This window comes from Serratia sp. CY31944, from assembly GCF_052169175.1.
Lineage (GTDB): Bacteria > Pseudomonadota > Gammaproteobacteria > Enterobacterales > Enterobacteriaceae > Serratia > Serratia sarumanii.
On the sequence record NZ_JBJNLG010000014.1, the window covers coordinates 13,338 to 36,100 of the forward strand.

The window sequence follows — 22,763 nt, forward strand, 5'->3', positions numbered from 1 at the left end:
ACCCCGGTTTAAATCAAAGAACGGTCGAGTTGTGATTTCCTGCGTTCTTGCGCTGTGCGATGCTCCCGCCATCACACAGAAATGAGGAAATCCTGATGGAAATGACCAACGCCCAGCGGCTGATCCTGTCGAACCAGTACAAGATGATGACCCTGCTCGATCCGGACAATGGCGACCGTTATCGCCGGTTGCAAACCATCGTCGAACGCGGCTTCGGTTTGCAAATGCGCGAACTGGATCGCGACTTCGGCGAACTGAGCGAAGAGGTGTGCCGCACCATCATCAACGTGATGGAGATGCACCATGCGCTGCAGGTTTCCTGGGGCAACCTGAAAGAGAAGCAGGATCTGGACGAGCGCCGCCTGGCGTTTCTCGGCTTCGACGCCGCCACCGAGGCGCGCTACCTGAGCTACGTGCGTTTCCTGGTCAGCACCGAGGGGCGCTATACTCACTTCGATTCCGGCAGCCACGGTTTCAACGCCCAGACCAAAATGTGGGAAAAATACCAGCGCATGCTGGCGATCTGGCTGGCCTGTCCGCGCCAGTATCACTTGAGCGCCGTTGAGATAGCGCAAATCATCAATGCTTGATTAAGAAGAGGTTTTCTGTGGAGTGTAAGGGTTTTCTGTTCGATCTTGATGGCACCCTGGTGGATTCGCTGCCGGCGGTAGAGCGCGCCTGGACGCACTGGGCCGAACGCCGCGGCGTCAACCCGCAAGCGGTGCTGGACTTCATTCACGGTAAACAGGCCATTACTTCTCTGCGCCACTTTATGCCGGGCGAAAGCGAAGCGGAAATTCAGCGCGAGTTCGAGTTGCTGGAGCAGGTGGAAGCGCAGGATACCGACGGCGTTCGCGCGCTGCCGGGCGCGATTGCGCTGCTGGAGCGCCTGAACGCGCTCGGCATCCCTTGGGCGATCGTCACCTCCGGTTCGGTGCCGGTGGCCGGCGCTCGCCGCCAGGCCGGCGGTTTGCCGCAGCCGGAGGTGTTCATCACCGCCGAGCAGGTTAAACACGGCAAGCCACAGCCCGACGCCTATCTGCTGGGCGCCGAGCGCTTGGGGCTGGCGCCGCACGAGTGCGTGGTGGTTGAAGACGCGCCGGCCGGCATTCTCTCCGGCCTGGCCGCGGGCTGCCAGGTGATCGCGGTCAACGCGCCGGCGGATACGCCGAAGTTGGAGCAGGTCGACCTGCGGCTGGATTCGCTGGCGCAGATCGCCGTCGATAAAACGGCGCAGGGCGCGATCGTTCTCCGGCTGGCCTGAGCGGCATTATCTTCACCCTAATTGATTAGACCCCGCTTCGGCGGGGTTTTTTTATGCTATTTTTTAGGCCCTTGGACATTTGCCGGATGAGGCCGTTTTGAACAGCGAATTACTGTGGGTGCTGAGTTTACTGCTGATTGCCATCGTGCTGTTTACCACCAACAAGCTGCGTATGGACGTGGTGGCGCTGTTGGTGATCATCGCCTTCGTGCTGAGCGGCACGCTCAGCCTGCAGGAGGCGACGGTCGGTTTCAGCGATCCCAACGTGATTTTGATCGCCGCGCTGTTCGTGATCGGCGAAGGGCTGGTGCGCACCGGCGTGGCCTATCAGGTGGGGGACTGGCTGGTGAAAGTGGCCGGCAGCAGCGAAACCAAAATGTTGATGCTGCTGATGGTGACGGTCGCCGGGCTGGGGGCGTTCATGAGCTCGACCGGCGTGGTGGCGATCTTTATCCCGGTGGTGCTCAGCGTGACGGCCAGAATGAAGATTGCGCCGGGGCGGCTGATGATGCCGCTCAGCTTCGCCGGGCTGATCAGCGGCATGATGACGCTGGTGGCCACGCCGCCCAACATGGTGGTCAACAGCGAACTGGTGCGTGAAGGCATCCATGGTTTCGGCTTCTTCAGCGTGACGCCCATCGGTCTGGCGGTGTTGGCGCTGGGCGTCGGTTACATGCTGATCGCTCGGCGTTGGCTGGGCAGCGGTGACACGGGCAAAGCCGGCGATGACTGGCAGCGCCGAACCTTCCGCGATTTGATCCGCGACTACAAGCTGACCGGCCGCGCGCGGCGGCTGGCTGTCCGCAGCGCTTCGCCGCTGATTGGGCGTTCGCTGGATGAGCTGCACCTGCGCGCGCGCTATGGCGCCAACGTGGTGGGCATTGAGCGCTGGAAACGCTTCCGGCGGGTGATGGTCAGCGCCTCCGGCAGCACCGAGCTGCGCGAGGGCGACGTTCTTTTAATCGACATGTCGGACAGCCAGGTCGATCTGCGCGAATTCTGCGGCGAGCAGCGGCTGGAGCCGATGGTGCTGCGCGGCGATTACTTCTCTGAACAGTCGCGCAACGTCGGCATGGCAGAGGTGTCGCTGATCCCGGACTCGGCGCTGCTGGGCAAAAGCCTGCGCGAAGCGGCGTTCCGCAGCCGCTACGATCTGAACGTGGTGGGCATCCGCCGCCACGGCGAGACGCTGGGCGGCAAGCTGGTGGACGAGCCGCTGGAGCTGGGCGACATCTTGCTGGTGATCGGCGACTGGAAGGCGATCCGTCAGCTGCAGGCCAAAACCCACGACTTTATCGTGCTCAATCTGCCGGCCGAAGTGGACGAAGTGGCGCCGGCGATCACCCAGGCGCCGCACGCGCTGTTTTGTCTGGCGCTGATGGTGGCGATGATGCTGACCGACGAAATCCCCAACCCGATCGCGGCGCTGATCGCCTGTCTGCTGATGGGCAAGTTCCGCTGTATCGATATGGAAAGCGCCTATAAATCGATCCATTGGCCGAGCATCATTTTGATCGTCGGGATGATGCCGTTTGCGCAGGCGCTGCAAAAGACCGGCGGGGTGGATCTGATCGTCAGCGGGCTGATGGACGTCGCCGGCGGTGCGGGGCCGCGCGTGATGCTGCTGTGCCTGTTCGTCTTGTGTGCCACCATCGGCCTGTTTATTTCCAACACCGCGACGGCGGTGCTGATGGCGCCGATCGCCATCGCCGCCGCGCGCGAAATGGGCGTTTCGCCATACCCGTTCGCGATGATTATCGCCATCGCCGCGTCCGCCGCCTTTATGACGCCGGTTTCTTCACCGGTCAACACGCTGGTGCTGGGGCCGGGCAATTACAAGTTCGGCGATTTCGTGCGTCTCGGCGTGCCGTTCACCCTGCTGGTGATGGCGGTCAGCGTGATTGTGGTGCCGTGGCTCTACGGCTTTTAACGGCGCAGCGAGGCTGCGCCGGCGGGGTTACAGCGAGCTGTCGAGGCTGATTTCGTCCAATGACAGGCTGAAGCTGGGGATGAACACGTCCATGAAGTAGTCCATTTCCGGGCTGCGGCGCTGTTCCAGGGTTTTATCCAGCCGCGCCTTGGCCAGGGTGAATTCGTTGTTGCCGGCAGAGAGTTCCTCTAGGCATTTCAGGTAGGCGCACAGCGCGTCCGCCTGCTTCACCACCTGCTTTTCATCTTCGCTGTAGTAGTGCTCATCGAGAATGGTGCGGAAATCGTTGCGCAGCTCCGCCGGGATCATGTCCAGCAGCTTTTGCTGGGCGATCTTTTCGATCTTCTTGTATTCGTGGGCGATCTGCGGATTGTAGTACTTGATCGGCGTCGGCATGTCGCCAGTGATCACTTCGCTGGCGTCGTGGTACATCGCCAGCAGCGCAACGCGGTCGGCGTTGAGGTTGCCGTTGAATTTGCGGTTTTTGATCACCGCCAACGCGTGGGCGACAAAAGCCACCTGCAGACTGTGTTCGGAAACGTTCTCGGTACGCACGTTGCGCATCAGCGGCCAGCGGTTGATCAGTTTCAGGCGGGACAGATGGGCGAAGAAATGGCTCTGGCTCATGGTGCTCTCTTTAACGGCAAGTGAGGGCCCCATTGTGAAGCAGTGACGGCGAATTTTGCAACCGGGCAGTGAGAGAAGGGCGCAACAAGGCGCTGCGCCCCAGGCGATTACTGGTGGTAGCCTTCCAGGAAGCGGCCCAGCTTGCCGACCGCCATTTCCAGCTCGTCTACGCGCGGCAGGGTGACGATGCGCACGTGATCCGGATAAGGCCAGTTGAACGCGGTGCCCTGCACCAGCAGCACTTTTTCCTGCAGCAGCAGATCCAGCACCAGTTTCTGGTCGTCGTGGATGTTGAAGCGCTTGGCGTCGATGCGCGGGAACATGTACAGCGCGCCCTGCGGCTTCACGCAAGAGACGCCCGGGATGTCGTTGAGCAGCTCCCAGGTGCGGTTGCGCTGTTCGTACAGGCGGCCGCCGGGCTGAATGAACTCGCTGATGCTCTGATAACCGCCCAGCGCGGTCTGAATGGCGTGCTGCATCGGCACGTTGGCGCACAGGCGCATCGAAGCCAGCATCTCCAGCCCTTCGATATAGCCTTTGGCGTGCTTCTTCGGCCCGTTCAGCACCATCCAGCCCTGGCGGAAGCCCGCCACGCGGTAGGTTTTCGACAGGCCGTTGAAGGTGACGGTCAGCAAATCCGGCGCCAGCGCGGCGATCGAATGGTGCTCGGCTTCGTCATACAGGATCTTGTCGTAGATCTCGTCGGCGAAGATGATCAGGTTGTGTTGACGGGCGATCTCGACGATCTGTTCCAGCAGCGCTTTGCTGTAAACCGCGCCGGTCGGGTTGTTCGGGTTGATGATCACGATGCCGCGGGTGCGCGGGGTGATCTTGCTGATGATGTCGTCCAGATCCGGGAACCAGCCGGCCTGCTCATCGCACAGGTAGTGCACGGCCTTGCCGCCGGACAGCGATACCGCGGCGGTCCACAGCGGGTAGTCCGGCGCCGGCACCAGCATTTCGTCGCCGCTGTTGAGCAGCGCCTGCATGGATTGGACGATCAGTTCCGAGACGCCGTTGCCAATGTAGATATCCTCAACGGTCACGTCACGCATGTTGCGCGCCTGATAGTGCTGCATGATCGCTTTACGCGCCGAGAAGAGGCCCTTGGAGTCGGAATAGCCTTGCGCCGTGGGCAGATTGCGGATCACGTCGACCAGGATTTCGTCAGGGGCGTCGAAACCGAACGGGGCAGGGTTGCCGATGTTCAGTTTCAGGACTTTGTTGCCTTCTTCTTCAAGACGTTTAGCTTCTTTAAGCACCGGGCCGCGAATGTCATAGCAGACGTTGTCCAGTTTGCTGGATTTCTCAATGGGGGACATAAAAAGTTGAGCCTTTTGCTGGGATAGGGGCGCTCCTACCGTGGGACGCCGCAACCCGCCCAATGTACTCCTGGCGTAGTTGCTTTTGAAGGGTTTTGCACGCCTTTGGTGCAAATGCATGGCGTAACGGGGGATTTTAGTTATGATAAGCAAAGGTAAAGTTATTTTGTGGTTCATAATTTCATGAACTATAATTTTATTAGGGTTTTGTTCTGTAAAATCCCGCATCGATAAACGCGACATGCCAGCGATCGCGGCCGGCAGCAGTGAACTGATAAGCCGAAAGGGAGAATGGGCTTCAATAAACTGTAAAGGAACGATAATACCGGAGTTGTCTGATAGCGGGTTGTCGGTTAGCGCACCACACTAAGAAAATGGCATATTTACATTAGCTTTACTTTATATTTTAGCTTAAGCATTGTTTATGTGGTTATAGGACTATTATTTAAAGTAAAAATCTTACTGATTGAATTTATTAAATTCATTGAGTAGTAACACGAAGTCGATACCGTTAATTATTTATCTTTTTTGCTCTGTAATGCAGTGTGGCCGCCGGTTGATAAGGGTTCTCAGTAGCACGAATGGAGTGGAAATTAGGCAGTATGAATGAGTAAAATCTCAGGTTCGGTGGGGGTTTTCCCTTTCCACCGATATTCAGCCCCCGCGTTCTATAAGCACCATCGATAGATCGCATTTTAAAAAGCGATAGAGGTAACGAATCATAAGTAATTTTTTTGCCCTCCACTTATGAGTGGGGTACTGTCATAACAGGCTCCGTCCTTTTCAACGGCGTCTGAGAAACACACCAGGGTAGTAGTTCGTAAATTAGAATTTAAAAAAGTGAAGAATACACTATGACAACTGCAAATCGTCCGATACTTAATCTCGACCTCGATCTGCTAAGAACCTTTGTTGCGGTTGCTGATTTGAATACCTTCGCGGCGGCGGCCGTCGCCGTATGCCGTACTCAATCAGCCGTCAGTCAACAAATGCAGCGATTAGAGCAACTGGTCGGCAAAGAACTGTTTGCCCGCCATGGGCGCAACAAACTCCTGACTGAGCATGGTATTCAGCTTCTCGGTTATGCCAGGAAGATCCTGCGCTTTAACGACGAAGCCTGTACCTCGCTGATGTACAACAATATTAAAGGTGTTCTGACCATCGGCGCTTCCGACGACACCGCCGATACCATTCTGCCTTTCCTGCTGAACCGCGTGACCGCCATCTATCCGAAGCTGTCCATTGACGTGCGCGTAAAGCGCAGCACGACGATGGTCGATCTGCTGGAAGAGGGCGAAATCGATCTGGCGGTGACCACGGCCGATCCGGCCGGGCACCCGCACATCGTGCTGCGCACATCGCCGACGCTGTGGTACTGCGCCGCCGATTACCACTATCAGGCCGGCGAACCGATCCCGCTGGTGGTGATGGATGAGCCAAGCCCGTTCCGCGCGCTGGCGATCAAGCAGCTGGACGAAGCCGGTATCCCGTGGCGCATCGCCTACGTTGCCTCGACGCTGTCCGCGGTGCGGGCGGCCTGTAAGGCCGGCCTGGGCGTGACTGCGCGGCCGATCGAGATGATGAGCCCCGACCTGCGGGTGCTGGGAGCGGTGGAAGGTTTGCCGCCGCTGCCGGATACCCAGTATGCGCTGTGCAAAAACACGCAGTGCAGCAACGAATTGGCGATGGCCATCTTCAGCGCCATGCAGGGCGGCAATGACGGCTATGGCTTCAACGGCGCGGAAGCCGGTCTCCAGGGCGATCAGGATGACGCCAGCCTGGTGGACGAGGAAGAATAACGCCGCGGCGTGATATCTGATGAAAACCTCTGCTTCGGCGGAGGTTTTTTTTTGCCTTTTTATGGCTATTTTTACTGTTATAGGGGTTTGATAACGATTTTGTTATGAGTTGGCTATTTTATTGACTTTTAAGCGTTACTGAAAAGAGAGTTTGGCCGGGTTTAAGACGTTGAGTGTGTTTTTTGAGCAATAAGATTGAATGGGTTAAAGGCATGGTAATAGAAGGGTTATTTTGTTAGCTTATAGCGGCCGTTTTTGCGGCTTAATTTGAGGAAAATTGTTAAAGGGCCACACTTTTTTTGAGGATTTATGCTGAAAACGTGTCCTGGATCAAAAAAATACCCCTAGGTAGTGAGTGGAAGAACAGGGAATTCCTGAGACAATGGTATAGTAAAACTGAAATGTGCACGTTGGTTTATATCTATCTGTTTCTACACAAAAATTAACTGACACGATTTAGCCAGCCCCTGGCGCATCAAATGTTAATCAAATGATACGTATGTAAACTAGTGTGTAGATACTTTTGTCAAAGTTGACAAAAGGTTATAGAAAGGAGTAAAAAGCCCACAGAAAAACGCTGCCTAACTCGCTGTAAAAGCAGTTTGTTTGTGTGGTTATTTATCCTTCCCTTAAATCGATGTGGCGCACTAACTGCCGGTGACAAGAGCAGCGCGATCGACGCCACTTTTGATGAGTAAGCATAGAGTATGTCAACAACCACTGAAGTTATCGCTCATCACTGGGCGCTCGCCGTATTTCTCGTCGTGGCTATCGGGCTCTGCGGCTTAATGCTGCTGGGTGCGTTCTTCTTGGGCGGGAGAGCCCGGGCGCGCGCCAAACACACCCCGTTTGAATCAGGCATCGACTCGGTCGGTACGGCGCGCATGCGCTTGTCCGCCAAGTTCTACCTGGTGGCCATGTTCTTCGTTATTTTCGACGTTGAAGCCTTATACCTGTACGCCTGGTCGGTCTCGGTTCGCGAGAGCGGCTGGGTAGGCTTTATCGAAGCCGCCATTTTCATTTTGGTGCTATTGGCCGGTCTGGTTTATCTGGTGCGCATCGGCGCGTTGGATTGGACTCCGGCGCGTTCCCAACGCCGCAGCAAACCGAGCACGATCACTAACACCAACAGTCATCCGCAGTAACAGCGAGGCATTAAGATGGACTATACGCTCACCCGCATAGACCCGAACGGTGAGAACGACCGTTATCCCCTGCAAAAACAGGAGATCGTCGCCGATCCCCTGGAACAACAGGTCCACCGCACGGTTTACATGGGTAAACTCGAACATGCGCTGCATGACATGGTGAACTGGGGGCGTAAAAACTCTATTTGGCCGTATAACTTCGGCCTTTCGTGCTGTTACGTGGAGATGGTGACGTCGTTTACCGCCGTTCACGACGTGGCGCGTTTCGGTGCGGAAGTACTGCGCGCCTCCCCGCGTCAGGCTGACCTGATGGTGGTGGCCGGTACCTGTTTCACCAAGATGGCCCCGGTCATCCAACGCCTGTACGAGCAGATGCTGGAACCTAAGTGGGTGATCTCGATGGGCGCCTGCGCCAACTCCGGCGGCATGTACGACATCTATTCCGTGGTGCAGGGCGTGGACAAGTTCCTGCCGGTCGACGTGTACATTCCCGGCTGCCCGCCGCGTCCGGAAGCCTACATGCAAGCGCTGATGCTGCTGCAGGAATCCATCGGCAAAGAACGTCGCCCGCTGTCGTGGGTTGTCGGCGATCAGGGCGTTTACCGCGCCAATATGCAGTCTGAAAGAGAGCGTAAACACGGCGAGCGCATCGCGGTGACCAACCTCCGGACGCCTGACGAGATTTAAGACGTTCATTTAACGTCCATCTTAGTGCGCTATTGGTTAACACAGCGAAAAGTGAAACTTGCGGCGAATAACCCTTTAGTGTGGTGAAAAAAAATTATGACAGATTTGACGACGCACGACGCCTTGCCTGCCTGGCAGACCCGAGATCACCTTGACGACCCGGTGATCGGCGAACTGCGCAACCGTTTTGGGCCGGAAGCCTTTACTGTTCAGGCCACCCGTACCGGCATGCCCGTGGTATGGGTTAAACCTGACCAGTTGCTGGAAGTAATGACGTTCCTGAGAAAACAGCCGAAGCCGTATGTCATGCTGTTCGATCTGCATGGCGTGGACGAACGTCTTCGCACCCACCGCGATGGCCTGCCCGCTGCGGATTTCTCCGTTTTCTACCATCTGATTTCCATCGAACGCAACCGCGACATCATGCTGAAGGTGGCGCTGTCTGAAAAAGACCTGCACGTGCCGACGGCGACCAAGGTGTTCCCGAACGCCAACTGGTACGAGCGCGAAACCTGGGAAATGTTCGGCATCACCTTCGACGGCCACCCGCACCTGTCGCGCATCATGATGCCGCAGACCTGGGAAGGGCACCCGCTGCGCAAGGACTACCCGGCGCGCGCCACCGAATTCGATCCTTTCGTGCTGACCAAGCAGAAAGAAGATCTGGAGATGGAAGCGCTGACCTTCAAGCCGGAAGACTGGGGCATGAAGCGCGGCACCGAGAACGAAGATTTCATGTTCCTCAACCTCGGCCCGAACCACCCGTCCGCGCACGGTGCGTTCCGCATCATTCTGCAGCTGGACGGCGAAGAGATCGTCGACTGCGTGCCGGATATCGGCTATCACCACCGCGGCGCCGAGAAGATGGGCGAGCGCCAATCCTGGCACAGCTACATTCCGTACACCGACCGTATCGAGTACCTCGGCGGCTGCGTGAACGAAATGCCTTACGTGCTGGCGGTCGAGAAGCTGGCCGGCATCAAGGTGCCGGAGCGCGTCGACACCATCCGCGTGATGCTGTCCGAGCTGTTCCGCATCAACAGCCACCTGCTGTACATCTCCACCTTCATTCAGGACGTCGGCGCGATGACCCCGGTGTTCTTCGCCTTTACCGATCGTCAGAAAATCTACGATCTGGTGGAAGCGATCACCGGTTTCCGTATGCACCCGGCCTGGTTCCGCATCGGCGGCGTTGCGCACGATCTGCCGCGCGGCTGGGATCGCCTGCTGCGTGAATTCCTCGACTGGATGCCGAAGCGTCTGGACTCCTACGTGAAAGCGGCGCTGAAGAACAGCATCCTGAAAGGCCGTTCCATCGGCGTAGCGTCTTACAACGCCAAAGAAGCGCTGGAGTGGGGCGTGACCGGCGCCGGCCTGCGCGCCACTGGCGTCGAGTTCGACGTGCGTAAATGGCGTCCGTACTCCGGCTACGAGAACTTCGACTTCGAAGTGCCGGTCGGCGACGGCACCAGCGACTGCTACACCCGCGTGATGCTGAAGGTGGAAGAGCTGCGCCAGAGCCTGCGCATCCTCGAACAGTGCCTGAACAACATGCCGGAAGGCCCGTTCAAGGCCGATCACCCGCTGACCACGCCGCCGCCGAAAGAGCGCACGCTGCAGCACATTGAAACGCTGATCACCCACTTCCTGCAGGTTTCCTGGGGCCCGGTGATGCCAGCCAACGAATCATTCCAGATGATTGAAGCCACCAAAGGGATCAACAGCTACTACCTGACCAGCGACGGCAGCACCATGAGCTACCGCACCCGGGTACGTACGCCGAGCTTTGCGCACCTGCAGCAGATCCCATCGGTCATCCGTGGCAGCCTGGTTTCCGACCTGATCGTCTATCTGGGTAGTATCGATTTTGTTATGTCAGATGTGGACCGCTAATTATGCACTCTCAAAAAGACAATCACGCAGTCAATGATGCGCTCGAGCCCATCAACGCAGCCGCTCCTCAGAGCGGCGTTGATGCATTTGTACTGAGTGCGGAAGAACGTGATGCGATCGAGCACGAAAAGCATCATTACGAGGATCCGCGTGCCGCTTCCATCGAAGCACTGAAAATTGTGCAGAAGCAGCGCGGCTGGGTTCCGGACGGTGCGATTTACGCCATCGCGGAAGTGCTGGGCATCCCCGCCAGCGACGTAGAAGGCGTGGCCACGTTCTACAGCCAGATTTTCCGTCAGCCGGTAGGACGTCACGTGATCCGTTATTGTGACAGCGTTGTTTGTCACATCACCGGTTACCAGGGCATTCAGGCCGCTATCGAGAAGAAGCTGAACATCAAGCCGGGTCAAACCACCTTTGATGGCCGCTTCACGCTGCTGCCGACCTGCTGTCTGGGCAACTGCGATAAAGGGCCGACCATGATGATTGATGACGACACTCACAGTCAGCTGAAGCCTGAAGATATCGAGACGCTACTGGAGCAGTATCAATGACCAAGCACATTGTACGCACTCCCGAAACGCATCCGCTGACCTGGCGGCTGCGTGATGACAAGCAGCCGCTGTGGCTGGACGAATACCGCAGCAAAAACGGCTATGCCGGCGCGGAAAAGGCCCTCAAAGGCTTGGCCCCGGACGAGATCGTCGGCCTGGTGAAAGACTCCGGGCTGAAGGGCCGCGGCGGCGCGGGCTTCTCCACCGGTTTGAAGTGGAGCCTGATGCCGAAGGACGAATCCATGAACATCCGTTACCTGCTGTGTAACGCCGATGAAATGGAGCCGGGCACCTATAAAGACCGCCTGCTGATGGAGCAGCTGCCGCACCTGCTGGTGGAAGGCATGCTGATCTCCGCCTTCGCGCTGAAAGCCTACCGCGGCTATATCTTCCTGCGCGGCGAGTACATTGAAGCGGCGGCGCACCTGCGTCGCGCCATCGCGGAAGCCACCGAAGCCGGCTATCTGGGCAAAAACATTCTCGGCACCGGATTTGATTTCGAGCTGATCGTGCACACCGGCGCCGGCCGTTACATCTGCGGCGAAGAAACCGCGCTGATCAACTCGCTGGAAGGCCGCCGCGCCAACCCGCGCTCCAAGCCGCCATTCCCGGCCAGCGCCGGCGTGTGGGGCAAGCCGACCTGCGTCAACAACGTCGAAACGCTGTGCAACGTGCCGGCCATTTTGGCGAACGGCGTGGAGTGGTACACCGGCATCTCCGGCAGTGAGGACAAAGGCACCAAGCTGATGGGCTTCTCCGGCCGGGTGAAAAATCCGGGCGTTTGGGAGCTGCCGTTCGGCACCACCGCGCGCGAGATCCTGGAAGACTACGCCGGCGGCATGCGCGACGGTCTGCGCTTCAAAGCCTGGCAGCCGGGCGGCGCGGGGACCGACTTCCTGACCGCCGATCACCTCGATCTGCCGATGGAATACGGCGCGATCGGCAAAGCCGGCAGCCGTCTCGGCACCGCGCTGGCGATGGCGGTAGACCACGAGATCGGCATGGTGCCGCTGGTGCGTAACCTGGAAGAGTTCTTCGCCCGCGAGTCCTGCGGCTGGTGTACACCATGCCGCGACGGCCTGCCGTGGAGCGTGAAGATCCTGCGTGCGTTGGAAAACGGCGAAGGGCAGCCGGGGGATATCGAAACCCTCGAACAGCTGTGCCGTTCCCTCGGCCCGGGCAAAACCTTCTGCGCCCACGCGCCAGGTGCCGTAGAGCCACTGCAAAGCGCGATTAAATATTTCCGTGAAGAGTTCGAGGCGGGCATCGCCGTGCAGCACTTCGGCAACGCCCATGCGATTGGCGGCATTCAGCCGAACAATCTGCTGAAGCAGCGCTGGTAAGCCGACTCGCCCGAACACGGCCAGAATTTTTGATTAACGCCTGCCGCAAGGCAGGCCACTTGGAAGCATGCTGACTATGGCTACGATTCATGTAGACGGCAAAGAGTATGAGGTAGACGGAGCGGACAACCTGCTGCAGGCTTGTCTCTCCCTCGGCCTTGATATTCCTTACTTTTGCTGGCATCCGGCGCTGGGAAGCGTCGGCGCTTGCCGCCAATGTGCGGTAAAGCAATACCAAAACGCGGAAGATACGCGCGGCCGTTTGGTGATGTCCTGTATGACCCCGGCATCCGACGGCACCTTCATCTCCATCGATGACGGCGAAGCGAAGCAGTTCCGTGAAAGCGTGGTCGAGTGGTTGATGACCAACCACCCGCACGATTGCCCGGTCTGTGAGGAAGGCGGTAACTGTCACCTGCAGGATATGACGGTAATGACCGGCCACAGCTTCCGCCGCTACCGCTTCACCAAGCGCACCCACAACAACCAGGAGCTGGGGCCGTTTATCTCGCATGAGATGAACCGCTGCATCGCCTGCTACCGCTGCGTGCGTTACTACAAAGACTATGCGGACGGCACCGACTTCGGCGTGTACGGCGCGCACGATAACGTCTACTTCGGTCGCCCGGAAAGCGGCACGCTGGAAAGCGAGTTCTCCGGCAACCTGGTGGAAGTGTGCCCGACCGGCGTATTCACCGACAAAACGCACTCCGAGCGCTACAACCGTAAATGGGACATGCAGTTCGCGCCGAGCATTTGCCAGCAGTGCAGCATCGGCTGTAACACCAGCCCGGGCGAGCGCTATGGCGAGCTGCGCCGTATCGAAAACCGTTACAACGGCAGCGTGAACCACTACTTCCTGTGCGACCGCGGCCGCTTCGGTTACGGCTACGTCAACCAGAAAGATCGTCCGCGTCAACCGCAGCAGCTGCGCGGCGATGACTGGATCACCCTGAACGCCGAGCAGGCGATGCAGGGCGCGGCGGACATCCTGCGTCAGGCGAAGAAAACCATCGGCATCGGCTCTCCGCGCGCCAGCCTGGAAAGCAACTTCGCACTGCGCGAGCTGGTCGGCGCCGAGAACTACTACACCGGTATCGCTCAGGCGGAGCAATCACGCCTGGCGCTGATGCTGAACGTGCTGAAAAACGGCGGCGTCCATACGCCGGCGCTGCGTGAGATCGAAGATTACGACGCGGTGCTGGTGCTGGGCGAAGACCTGACGCAAACCGGCGCGCGTATCGCGCTGTCCGTGCGTCAGGCCGTCAAGGGCAAAGCCCGCGCGATGGCGGCGGCGCAACGCGTGGCCGACTGGCAGATCGCGGCGGTGCAGAACATCGGCCAGCACGCCAAGTACCCGCTGTTCACCACCAACGTCGACAACACCCGCCTGGACGACATCGCCGCCTGGAACTACCGCGCGCCGGTGGACGAGCAGGCGCGCTTCGGCTTCGCCATCGCTCACGCGCTGGACAGCGCGGCGCCGGCGGTGAACGATCTGGCTGAAGGCCTGAACAAGAAAGTCGATATCATCGTGCAGGCGCTGACCGGCGCACGCAAACCGCTGATTATTACCGGCAGCAACGCCGGCAGCGAAGCCATCATCGAAGCGGCGGCCAACATTGCCAAAGCGTTGAAGGGCCGCGGTTCCGACGTCGGCATCACCTTCGTGGCGGGCGCAGCCAACAGCATGGGCCTGGCGATGATCGGCGGCGGTTCGCTCGATCAGGCGCTGGAACAGCTGGCGAGCGGCGCAGCCGATACCGCCATCGTGATGGAAAACGATCTCTATCGTCATGCGCCGGCGGCGCAGGTGGACGCGGCGCTGGCCAAGGTCAACAACCTGATCGTCGCCGACCACCAGCGCACCGCGATCATGGACAAAGCCAACCTGATCCTCTCCTCGGCCAGCTTTGCCGAGAGCGACGGTACGCTGATCAACCAGGAAGGCCGCGCGCAGCGCTTCTTCCAGGTATACGATCCGGCTTACTACGACGACGCCAAGAAAAATCAGTTCACCGTGATGCTGGAAAGCTGGCGCTGGATGCACTCGCTGCACTCCACCTACACCAGCCGCCACGTGGACTGGACCCAGCTCGATGACGTGATCGCCGCTTGCGTCGCCGCGTTGCCGCAGCTGCAGGGCATCGTCGACGCCGCGCCGGACGCGACTTTCCGCATTCGCGGTCAGAAGTTGGCGCGTTCGCCGCACCGCTCCAGCGGCCGTACCGCCATGCGCGCCAACATCAGCGTGCACGAGCCGCGTCAGCCGCAGGATAAAGACACCATGTTCGCCTTCTCGATGGAAGGGAACAACAGTCCGCTGGCCGATCGTCAGCAGATCCCGTTCGCCTGGGCGCCAGGCTGGAACTCACCGCAGGCATGGAACAAGTTCCAGGCCGAAGTGGGCGGCAAACTGCGCCACGGCGATCCGGGCGTGCGCCTGATCGAAGCGGGGGAGGGCAGCCTCGGTTACTTCGACCGCGTGCCTGCCGCGTTCAATCCGAACGACGGCTGGCGTGTCGCGCCGTACTACCACCTGTTCGGCAGCGACGAAATGTCGCAGCGCTCTCACGTGATCCAGCAGCGCATGCCGGAAGCCTACGTGATGGTCAACCCGGCCGACGCGGCGACGCTTGGCGTCAACGCGGGCAGCCTGGTGGAGTTCAGCTGTGCGGGCCAGACCCTGCGTCTGCCGGTGCGTCTGAGTGAAACCCTGACCCAGGGCCAGGTTGGTTTGCCGCTCGGCTTGCCAGGGATCCCGCCGATCTTGGTGGGTGCTAAGGTAGACAATCTGCGGGAGGCGGCACGATGAGCTGGTTTACCCCTGAGGTGATCGACATTCTGATCGCCATTCTTAAAGCGGTCGTGATCCTGTTGGTGGTCGTGGCGTGCGGGGCATTCATGAGCTTCGGCGAACGCCGCCTGCTCGGCCTGTTCCAGAACCGCTACGGACCGAACCGCGTAGGCTGGGGCGGCTCGCTGCAGCTGGTCGCCGACATGATCAAAATGTTCTTCAAGGAAGACTGGGTGCCGAGATTCTCCGACCGGGTGATCTTCACCCTGGCGCCGATGATCGCCTTTACTTCCCTGTTGCTGGCATTTGCCATCGTGCCGGTCAGCCCGACCTGGGCGGTGTCCGATCTCAACATCGGTATTCTGTTCTTCCTGATGATGGCCGGCCTGGCGGTGTACGCCGTGCTGTTCGCCGGATGGTCGAGCAACAACAAATACTCGCTGTTGGGCGCGATGCGCGCCTCCGCGCAAACCCTGAGCTACGAAGTGTTCATCGGTCTGTCGCTGATGGGCGTGGTGATGCAGGCGGATTCGTTCAACATGCAGGCTATCGTTGAATCCCAGGCGCACGTCTGGAACGTCATTCCGCAGTTCTTCGGCTTCGTGACCTTCGCGATCGCCGGCGTGGCGGTGTGTCACCGTCACCCGTTTGACCAGCCGGAAGCCGAGCAGGAACTGGCCGACGGTTACCACATCGAATATTCCGGCATGAAGTTCGGTCTGTTCTTCGTGGGGGAATACATCGGTATCGTCACCGTGTCCGCCCTGATTGTGACGTTGTTCTTCGGCGGCTGGCAGGGTCCGTTCCTGCCGCCATTCATCTGGTTCGCGTTGAAAACGGCCTTCTTCATGATGATGTTCATCCTGATCCGTGCCGCGCTGCCGCGTCCGCGTTATGACCAGGTGATGTCCTTCGGCTGGAAAGTGTGCCTGCCGCTGACGCTGCTGAACCTGCTGGCAACCGCCGCGGTCATTTTGTACAACGCTCAATAAGGGGTGAATAAACCATGACATTGAAAGAGTTAGTGGTTGGTTTCGGCACCCAGGTGCGCAGCATTTGGATGATTGGCATGCATGCCTTCGCCAAGCGCGAAACCCAGATGTATCCGGAAGAACCGGTTTACCTGCCGCCGCGCTACCGTGGCCGCATCGTGCTGACGCGCGATCCGGACGGCGAAGAGCGCTGCGTCGCCTGTAACCTGTGTGCGGTGGCCTGCCCGGTCGGCTGTATCTCGCTGCAAAAAGCGGAGCAGAAAGACGGCCGTTGGTATCCGGAGTTCTTCCGCATCAACTTCTCGCGCTGCATTTTCTGCGGCCTGTGCGAAGAGGCTTGCCCGACTACCGCTATCCAGCTGACGCCGGATTTCGAACTGGGCGAGTACAAGCGTCAGGATCTGGTGTACGAAAAAGAAGATCTGTTGATCTCGGGGCCGGGTAAATATCCGGAATATAACTTCTACCGGATGGCCGGTATGGCGATTGACGGCAAAGCCAAAGGCGAAGCCGAAAACGAAGCCAAACCGATCGACGTCAAAGGTCTGTTGCCCTAAGGAGCCAGCAAGCATGGAAATTGCATTTTACCTGGCAGGTTTGATTGCGGTGGCCGCGACGATTCGCGTGATCACCCATACCAACCCTGTGCATGCGCTGCTGTATCTGATCGTCTCGTTATTGGCGATCTCGGCAGTCTTCTTCTCGCTCGGCGCCTACTTTGCCGCCGCGTTGGAAATCATCGTCTATGCGGGCGCCATCATGGTGCTGTTCGTGTTCGTGGTGATGATGCTGAACCTCGGCAACGTGCAGCAGCAAGAGCGCGACTGGATGAAGCCGACGGTGTGGATCGGGCCTGGCCTGCTGTCGCTGGCGCTGCTGGTGGTATTGATCGTCGCGATCCGCAGCGTATCCGACCAGGGTATCAGCGGCGAGATGGTCGATGCGAAGGCGGTGGGCATCAGCCTGTTCGGGCCTTACGTATTGGCGGTTGAGCTGGCTTCAATGCTGCTGTTGGCGGGTCTGGTTGTCGCCTTCCATATCGGCCGCGAGCACAAGCCTGGCGAGGTGCTGAGCAACGCGCCGGCGAGTGGCGAAATGGCGAGAAGAAAATCGGAGGAGCAAGCATGATCCCTCTTCAACACGGCCTGATCCTGGCGGCTATCCTGTTTGTGCTCGGGCTGACCGGGCTGCTGGTGCGCCGCAACCTGCTGTTTATGCTGATCAGCCTGGAAGTGATGATCAACGCTGCGGCGTTGGCGTTTATCGTGGCGGGAAGCTACTGGGGCCAGGCGGACGGGCAGGTGATGTACATCCTGGCGATCAGTCTGGCGGCAGCCGAGGCCAGTATCGGCCTGGCGCTGCTGCTGCAGCTCTACCGTCGTCGTCATACCCTGAATATTGATACTGTCAGTGAGATGCGCGGATGAACCTATTATATTTAACAATTCTGCTACCGCTGATCGGGTTCCTGCTGTTGGCATTTTCCCGCGGTCGTTGGTCTGAGAACACGGCGGCCACCGTCGGCGTGGGCTCTATCGGCCTGGCTGCGCTGGTCACGGTGTATGTGGCGATGGATTTCTTCGCCCAGAAAGCCGCCGGCGTGCAGCTGTTCGAGCAAAGCCTGTGGACCTGGATGGCCGTCGGCAACTTCAATATCGGCGTGACCCTGGTGCTGGACGGCCTGTCGCTGACCATGCTGTCGGTGGTCACCGGCGTCGGCTTCTTCATCCACATGTTCGCCTCCTGGTACATGCGTGGTGAAGAGGGCTATTCGCGCTTCTTCGCTTACACCAACCTGTTTATCGCCAGCATGGTGGTCTTGGTGCTGGCGGACAACCTGCTGCTGATGTATCTGGGTTGGGAAGGCGTGGGCCTGTGCAGCTACCTGTTGATCGGCTTCTACTACAAAGATCCGGCCAACGGCGCGGCGGCGATGAAAGCCTTCATCGTGACCCGCGTGGGCGACGTGTTCCTGGCGTTCGCGCTGTTCATCCTCTACAACGAGCTGGGCACGCTGAACATCCGCGAGCTGATGATCCTGGCGCCGCAGAAACTGGCGGTGGGCGATACGGCCATCACCTGGGCAACCCTGATGCTGCTGGGCGGCGCGGTCGGTAAATCGGCGCAGCTGCCGTTGCAAACCTGGTTGGCGGACGCGATGGCGGGCCCAACCCCGGTTTCCGCACTGATCCACGCGGCGACCATGGTGACCGCGGGCGTCTATCTGATCGCCCGTACGCACGGCCTGTTCCTGATGGCGCCGGAAGTGCTGCACCTGGTGGGCATCGTCGGTGCGGTCACCCTGCTGCTGGCCGGCTTCGCCGCGCTGGTGCAGACCGACATCAAGCGCGTGCTTGCTTACTCCACCATGAGCCAGATCGGTTACATGTTCCTGGCGCTGGGCGTGCAGGCATGGGACGCGGCGATCTTCCACCTGATGACCCACGCGTTCTTCAAGGCGCTGCTGTTCCTGTCGTCCGGTTCGGTGATCCTGGCTTGCCACCACGAGCAAAACATCTTCAAGATGGGCGGCCTGCGCAAGAGCATCCCGCTGGTGTACGTCTGCTTCCTGGTGGGTGGCGCGGCGCTGTCTGCGTTGCCGCTGGTCACGGCCGGCTTCTTCAGTAAGGACGAGATCCTGGCGGGCGCGATGGCCAACGGCCACATCAACCTGATGGTGGCCGGCCTGGTCGGCGCATTCATGACCTCGCTGTACACCTTCCGTATGATTTTCATCGTGTTCCACGGCGAAGAGAAAATCAAAGCGCATGCCGGTAAAGGCATCACTCACCACCTGCCGCTGCTGGTTCTGCTGGTGCTGTCCACCTTCGTTGGTGCGATGATCGTGCCGCCGTTGCAGGGCGTGCTGCCGGAGACGACCGAGCTGGCGCACGGCAGTGTGCTGACGCTGGAAATCACCTCCGGCGTGGTGGCTATCGTCGGCATTCTGCTGGCGGCCGCGCTGTGGCTGGGCAAACGCAGCCTGGTCAACAGCATCGCCAACAGCGCGCCGGGGCGTTTCTTCTCGACCTGGTGGTTCCATGCCTGGGGCTTCGACTGGCTGTATGACAAAGTGTTCGTCAAGCCGTACCTGGGCATTGCGAAGCTGCTGCAGCGCGATCCGCTGAACTCGCTGATGAACCTGCCGGCCGTCTTCTCCCGCTGGGGGAACCGCGGTCTGACGGTGAGCGAGAATGGTCAGGTGCGTTGGTATATAGCGTCTATGGGTGTGGGTGCAGTGGTCGTATTGGCTCTGTTGATTTTGGTTTAATTGAATAATTTAAACAGACGCATTTTTCGGGCGTAGCGCCGGGCAGGCGCTACGTACAAAGTTTGAAATTATTCGTATAAGGGACACAAAACGCCATGCTATTACCTTGGCTAATTCTTATCCCCTTTATCGGCGGTCTGCTGTGCTGGCAGCTTGAGCGCTTCGGTACTAAGGTGCCGCGCTGGATAGCGCTGATCGCAATGGGGCTGACGTTGGCGCTCTCTCTGCAGCTGTGGATGCAGGGCGGCTATACCTTGACCACGCCGAAAGGCATTCCGCAGTGGCAGAGCGAATTCCTGCTGCCGTGGATCCCGCGCTTCGGCATCTCCATCCACCTGGCGCTGGACGGCCTGTCGCTGCTGATGGTGGTGTTGACCGGTCTGCTGGGCGTGCTGGCGATCCTCTGTTCCTGGCGTGAAATCCAGAAGTATCAGGGCTTCTTCCACCTCAACCTGCTGTGGATCCTGGGCGGCGTTATCGGCGTGTTCCTCGCCATCGACATGTTCCTGTTCTTCTTCTTCTGGGAAATGATGTTGGTGCCGATGTACTTCCTGATCGCGCTGTGGGGCCACAAGGCGTCGGACGGTAAAACCCGCATCACCGCGGCGACCAAGTTCTTCATCTACACCCAGGCCAGCGGTCTGGTGATGCTGATTGCGATCCTGGGCCTGGTGTTCGTGCACTACAACGCCACCGGCGTGTGGACCTTCGATTACGAAGACCTGCTGCAAACGCCGATGTCCCACAACGTGCAATATCTGTTGATGCTGGGCTTCTTCATCGCCTTCGCGGTGAAAATGCCGGTGGTGCCGCTGCACGGCTGGTTGCCGGACGCGCACAGCCAGGCGCCGACCGCAGGTTCCGTCGACCTGGCGGGCATCTTGCTGAAAACCGCGGCCTACGGCCTGCTGCGTTTCAGCCTGCCGCTGTTCCCTGAGGCTTCGCACGAGTTTGCGCCAATCGCCATGTGGCTGGGCGTGATCGGCATCTTCTACGGCGCCTGGATGGCGTTCGCGCAGACCGACATCAAGCGTCTGATCGCCTACACCTCGGTCTCGCACATGGGCTTCGTGCTGATCGCCATCTACACCGGCAGCCAGTTGGCTTATCAGGGCGCGGTGATCCAGATGATCGCGCACGGCCTGTCCGCCGCCGGTATGTTTATCATCTGCGGCCAGCTGTATGAGCGCCTGCATACCCGCGACATGCGTCAGATGGGTGGCCTGTGGGGGCGTATCAAGTTCATCCCTGCGCTGTCGCTGTTCTTCGCCGTGGCTACGCTGGGGATGCCGGGTACCGGTAACTTCGTCGGCGAATTCATGATTCTGTTCGGCAGCTACCAGGTGGTGCCGGTGATCACCGTGATTTCTACCTTCGGTCTGGTGTTCGCTTCGGTTTACTCGCTGATCATGATGCAGCGCGCTTACTACGGTGCGCCTAAATCCGACCAGCCGCTGCAGGGCATGACCGCGCGCGAACTGTTCATCATTCTGCTGCTGGTGGTGTTGCTGGTTCTGCTGGGGGTTTACCCGCAGCCGATTCTGGATACTTCCAACGCGGCGATGAGCAACGTGCAACACTGGTTTGGTTCGTCAGTTTCAGCAATTTCAACAACAAGGCCGTAATTCGCCATGACAATAACTCCTCAACAACTGATCGCACTGCTGCCGCTGTTGATCGTCGGATTGACGGTGGTGGTTGTGATGCTAGGCATTGCGTGGCGACGCGACCACTTTATCAACGCCACCCTGACCGTGATCGGTCTCAACCTGGCGCTGCTTTCGCTGTACTTTGTCGGCCAGGCAGGCCCAATGGACGTCACCCCGCTGCTGCGGGTTGACGGTTACTCGATGTTCTACACCGGGCTGGTGCTGCTGGCGAGTCTGGCGACCTGCACCTTCGCCTATCCGTGGCTGGTCGGCTATCCGGATAACCGTGAAGAGTTCTACCTGCTGGTGCTGATCGCCGCCATGGGCGGCATACTGCTGGCGAGCGCCAACCATCTGGCTTCGCTGTTCATCGGTATCGAGCTGATCTCGCTGCCGCTGTTCGGCCTGGTGGGCTACGCCTACCGCCAGAAGCGCCCGCTGGAAGCCGCCATCAAGTACATGCTGCTGTCCGCCGCCGCGTCGTCGTTCCTGCTGTTCGGCATGGCGCTGCTGTATGCCGAATCCGGCGATCTGTCGCTGGCCGGCCTCGGCAAGAGCCTGCAGGAAAACATGATGCACCAGCCGCTGATCCTGGCCGGTATGGGCATGATGATCGTCGGTCTGGGCTTCAAGCTGTCGCTGGTGCCGTTCCAACTGTGGACGCCGGACGTGTATCAGGGCGCGCCTGCGCCGGTCTCGACCTTCCTGGCGACCGCCAGCAAGATCGCGATCTTCGCGGTCGTGATGCGTCTGTTCCTGTATGCCCCGGCTGCCGACAACGAAGCGCTGCGCATGGTGCTGTCGATCATCGCGTTCTGCTCTATCTTGTTCGGTAACCTGATGGCCATCAGCCAGACCAACATCAAGCGTCTGCTGGGCTACTCGTCGATCGCTCACCTGGGCTACCTGCTGGTGGCGCTGATTGCGGTGCAAACCCATCAGCTGTCGCTGGAAACCGCCGGCGTTTACCTGGCCGGTTACCTGTTCAGCAGCCTGGGCGCCTTCGGCGTGGTCAGCCTGATGTCCAGCCCGTACCGCGGCCCGGATGCGGATTCACTGTTCTCTTATCGCGGTCTGTTCTGGCATAAGCCAATCTTGTCCGCGGTGATGACGGTGATGATGCTGTCGCTGGCCGGTATCCCGATGACGCTGGGCTTTATCGGCAAGTTCTTCGTGATCGCGATGGGCGTCAGCGCACACCTGTGGTGGCTGACCGGCGCGGTTGTGGTAGGCAGCGCCATCGGCCTGTACTACTACCTGCGCGTGACCGTCAGCCTGTTCCTCAGCGCGCCGGAATCGCTGCAGCGCGATACCCCGAACAACTGGGCGTTGACCGCCGGTGGCGTCGTGGTGCTGATCTCCGCCGCGCTGGTGCTGCTGCTGGGCGTCTATCCGCAGCCGCTGATTTCGCTGGTGCAGATGGCGCAGCCGACGTTCTGATAACGCTTCAAACGATAAAAAGGTCGCTTCGGCGGCCTTTTTTTATG

General features: G+C 59.3%; 19 protein-coding genes. 17 read left to right on the forward strand and 2 right to left on the reverse strand.

Features of this window, described 5'->3' with window-relative positions:
• Positions 1–95: 95 nt before the first annotated feature.
• The 3 genes from ACJ8IN_RS15220 to ACJ8IN_RS15230 all read left to right on the forward strand — a co-directional run bounded on the left by ACJ8IN_RS15220 (position 96) and on the right by ACJ8IN_RS15230 (position 3,194).
• Positions 96–590 carry a YfbU family protein gene (locus ACJ8IN_RS15220; RefSeq protein WP_016926898.1) on the forward strand — a complete coding sequence of 165 codons (495 nt, stop codon included), beginning with the start codon at positions 96–98 and terminating at the stop codon, positions 588–590.
• A gap of 17 nt (positions 591–607) precedes the next feature.
• On the forward strand, positions 608–1,264 hold the full coding sequence (locus ACJ8IN_RS15225; protein WP_308325925.1) for a sugar phosphatase: 657 nt from the start codon (positions 608–610) through the stop codon (positions 1,262–1,264).
• 79 nt (positions 1,265–1,343) lie between these two features.
• On the forward strand, positions 1,344–3,194 hold the full coding sequence (locus ACJ8IN_RS15230; RefSeq protein WP_071883829.1) for an SLC13 family permease: 1,851 nt from the start codon (positions 1,344–1,346) through the stop codon (positions 3,192–3,194).
• A 27-nt stretch (positions 3,195–3,221) separates the two neighbouring features.
• On the opposite strand, the gene yfbR is transcribed toward ACJ8IN_RS15230, so the two are convergent.
• Positions 3,222–3,821: a 5'-deoxynucleotidase gene (gene yfbR, locus ACJ8IN_RS15235; RefSeq protein WP_025303666.1), complete on the reverse strand. Its 600-nt coding sequence runs from the start codon at positions 3,819–3,821 to the stop codon at positions 3,222–3,224.
• Positions 3,822–3,928: 107 nt separating this feature from the next.
• On the reverse strand, positions 3,929–5,143 hold the full coding sequence (locus tag ACJ8IN_RS15240; protein ID WP_004936047.1) for a pyridoxal phosphate-dependent aminotransferase: 1,215 nt from the start codon (positions 5,141–5,143) through the stop codon (positions 3,929–3,931).
• A gap of 854 nt (positions 5,144–5,997) precedes the next feature.
• Here ACJ8IN_RS15240 and lrhA point away from each other — a divergent pair.
• The 14 genes from lrhA to nuoN all read left to right on the forward strand — a co-directional run bounded on the left by lrhA (position 5,998) and on the right by nuoN (position 22,716).
• Positions 5,998–6,942, forward strand: coding sequence for a transcriptional regulator LrhA (lrhA, locus tag ACJ8IN_RS15245; protein ID WP_060422697.1), 945 nt, complete (start codon positions 5,998–6,000; stop codon positions 6,940–6,942).
• Between the two features lie 707 nt (positions 6,943–7,649).
• Entirely contained in the window at positions 7,650–8,087 is a 438-nt protein-coding gene (nuoA, locus tag ACJ8IN_RS15250; RefSeq protein WP_025303663.1) for an NADH-quinone oxidoreductase subunit NuoA, read from the forward strand.
• Positions 8,088–8,102: 15 nt separating this feature from the next.
• Positions 8,103–8,777 carry a NuoB/complex I 20 kDa subunit family protein gene (locus ACJ8IN_RS15255; protein ID WP_004936039.1) on the forward strand — a complete coding sequence of 225 codons (675 nt, stop codon included), beginning with the start codon at positions 8,103–8,105 and terminating at the stop codon, positions 8,775–8,777.
• 96 nt (positions 8,778–8,873) lie between these two features.
• A complete protein-coding gene (nuoC, locus tag ACJ8IN_RS15260; protein WP_004936036.1) occupies positions 8,874–10,670 on the forward strand; it encodes an NADH-quinone oxidoreductase subunit C/D in 1,797 nt (598 codons plus the stop codon).
• Between the two features lie 2 nt (positions 10,671–10,672).
• On the forward strand, positions 10,673–11,224 hold the full coding sequence (gene nuoE / locus ACJ8IN_RS15265; protein WP_033635327.1) for an NADH-quinone oxidoreductase subunit NuoE: 552 nt from the start codon (positions 10,673–10,675) through the stop codon (positions 11,222–11,224).
• Positions 11,221–12,567, forward strand: a complete 1,347-nt coding sequence (gene nuoF / locus ACJ8IN_RS15270; protein WP_015378579.1) for an NADH-quinone oxidoreductase subunit NuoF — start codon at positions 11,221–11,223, stop codon at positions 12,565–12,567. The genes nuoE and nuoF overlap by 4 nt, the downstream gene beginning before the upstream one ends.
• Before the next feature lie 76 nt (positions 12,568–12,643).
• Complete coding sequence (gene nuoG, locus ACJ8IN_RS15275) at positions 12,644–15,382, forward strand: NADH-quinone oxidoreductase subunit NuoG (protein ID WP_049234003.1); 2,739 nt, start codon at positions 12,644–12,646, stop codon at positions 15,380–15,382.
• Positions 15,379–16,356 carry an NADH-quinone oxidoreductase subunit NuoH gene (gene nuoH, locus ACJ8IN_RS15280; protein WP_004936022.1) on the forward strand — a complete coding sequence of 326 codons (978 nt, stop codon included), beginning with the start codon at positions 15,379–15,381 and terminating at the stop codon, positions 16,354–16,356. The genes nuoG and nuoH overlap by 4 nt, the downstream gene beginning before the upstream one ends.
• Positions 16,357–16,370: 14 nt before the next feature.
• A complete protein-coding gene (gene nuoI / locus ACJ8IN_RS15285; protein ID WP_025160170.1) occupies positions 16,371–16,913 on the forward strand; it encodes an NADH-quinone oxidoreductase subunit NuoI in 543 nt (180 codons plus the stop codon).
• Between the two features lie 13 nt (positions 16,914–16,926).
• Positions 16,927–17,484, forward strand: a complete 558-nt coding sequence (gene nuoJ, locus ACJ8IN_RS15290; protein WP_019453717.1) for an NADH-quinone oxidoreductase subunit J — start codon at positions 16,927–16,929, stop codon at positions 17,482–17,484.
• Complete coding sequence (gene nuoK / locus ACJ8IN_RS15295) at positions 17,481–17,783, forward strand: NADH-quinone oxidoreductase subunit NuoK (RefSeq protein WP_004936014.1); 303 nt, start codon at positions 17,481–17,483, stop codon at positions 17,781–17,783. Before nuoJ ends, nuoK begins: the two co-directional genes overlap by 4 nt.
• Positions 17,780–19,627, forward strand: a complete 1,848-nt coding sequence (nuoL, locus tag ACJ8IN_RS15300) for an NADH-quinone oxidoreductase subunit L (protein WP_015378577.1) — start codon at positions 17,780–17,782, stop codon at positions 19,625–19,627. The genes nuoK and nuoL overlap by 4 nt, the downstream gene beginning before the upstream one ends.
• 95 nt (positions 19,628–19,722) lie before the next feature.
• A complete protein-coding gene (gene nuoM, locus ACJ8IN_RS15305) occupies positions 19,723–21,252 on the forward strand; it encodes an NADH-quinone oxidoreductase subunit M (RefSeq protein ID WP_025303660.1) in 1,530 nt (509 codons plus the stop codon).
• Positions 21,253–21,258: 6 nt separating this feature from the next.
• A complete protein-coding gene (gene nuoN, locus ACJ8IN_RS15310; protein ID WP_033635324.1) occupies positions 21,259–22,716 on the forward strand; it encodes an NADH-quinone oxidoreductase subunit NuoN in 1,458 nt (485 codons plus the stop codon).
• The last annotated feature ends 47 nt before the right edge of the window (positions 22,717–22,763 follow it).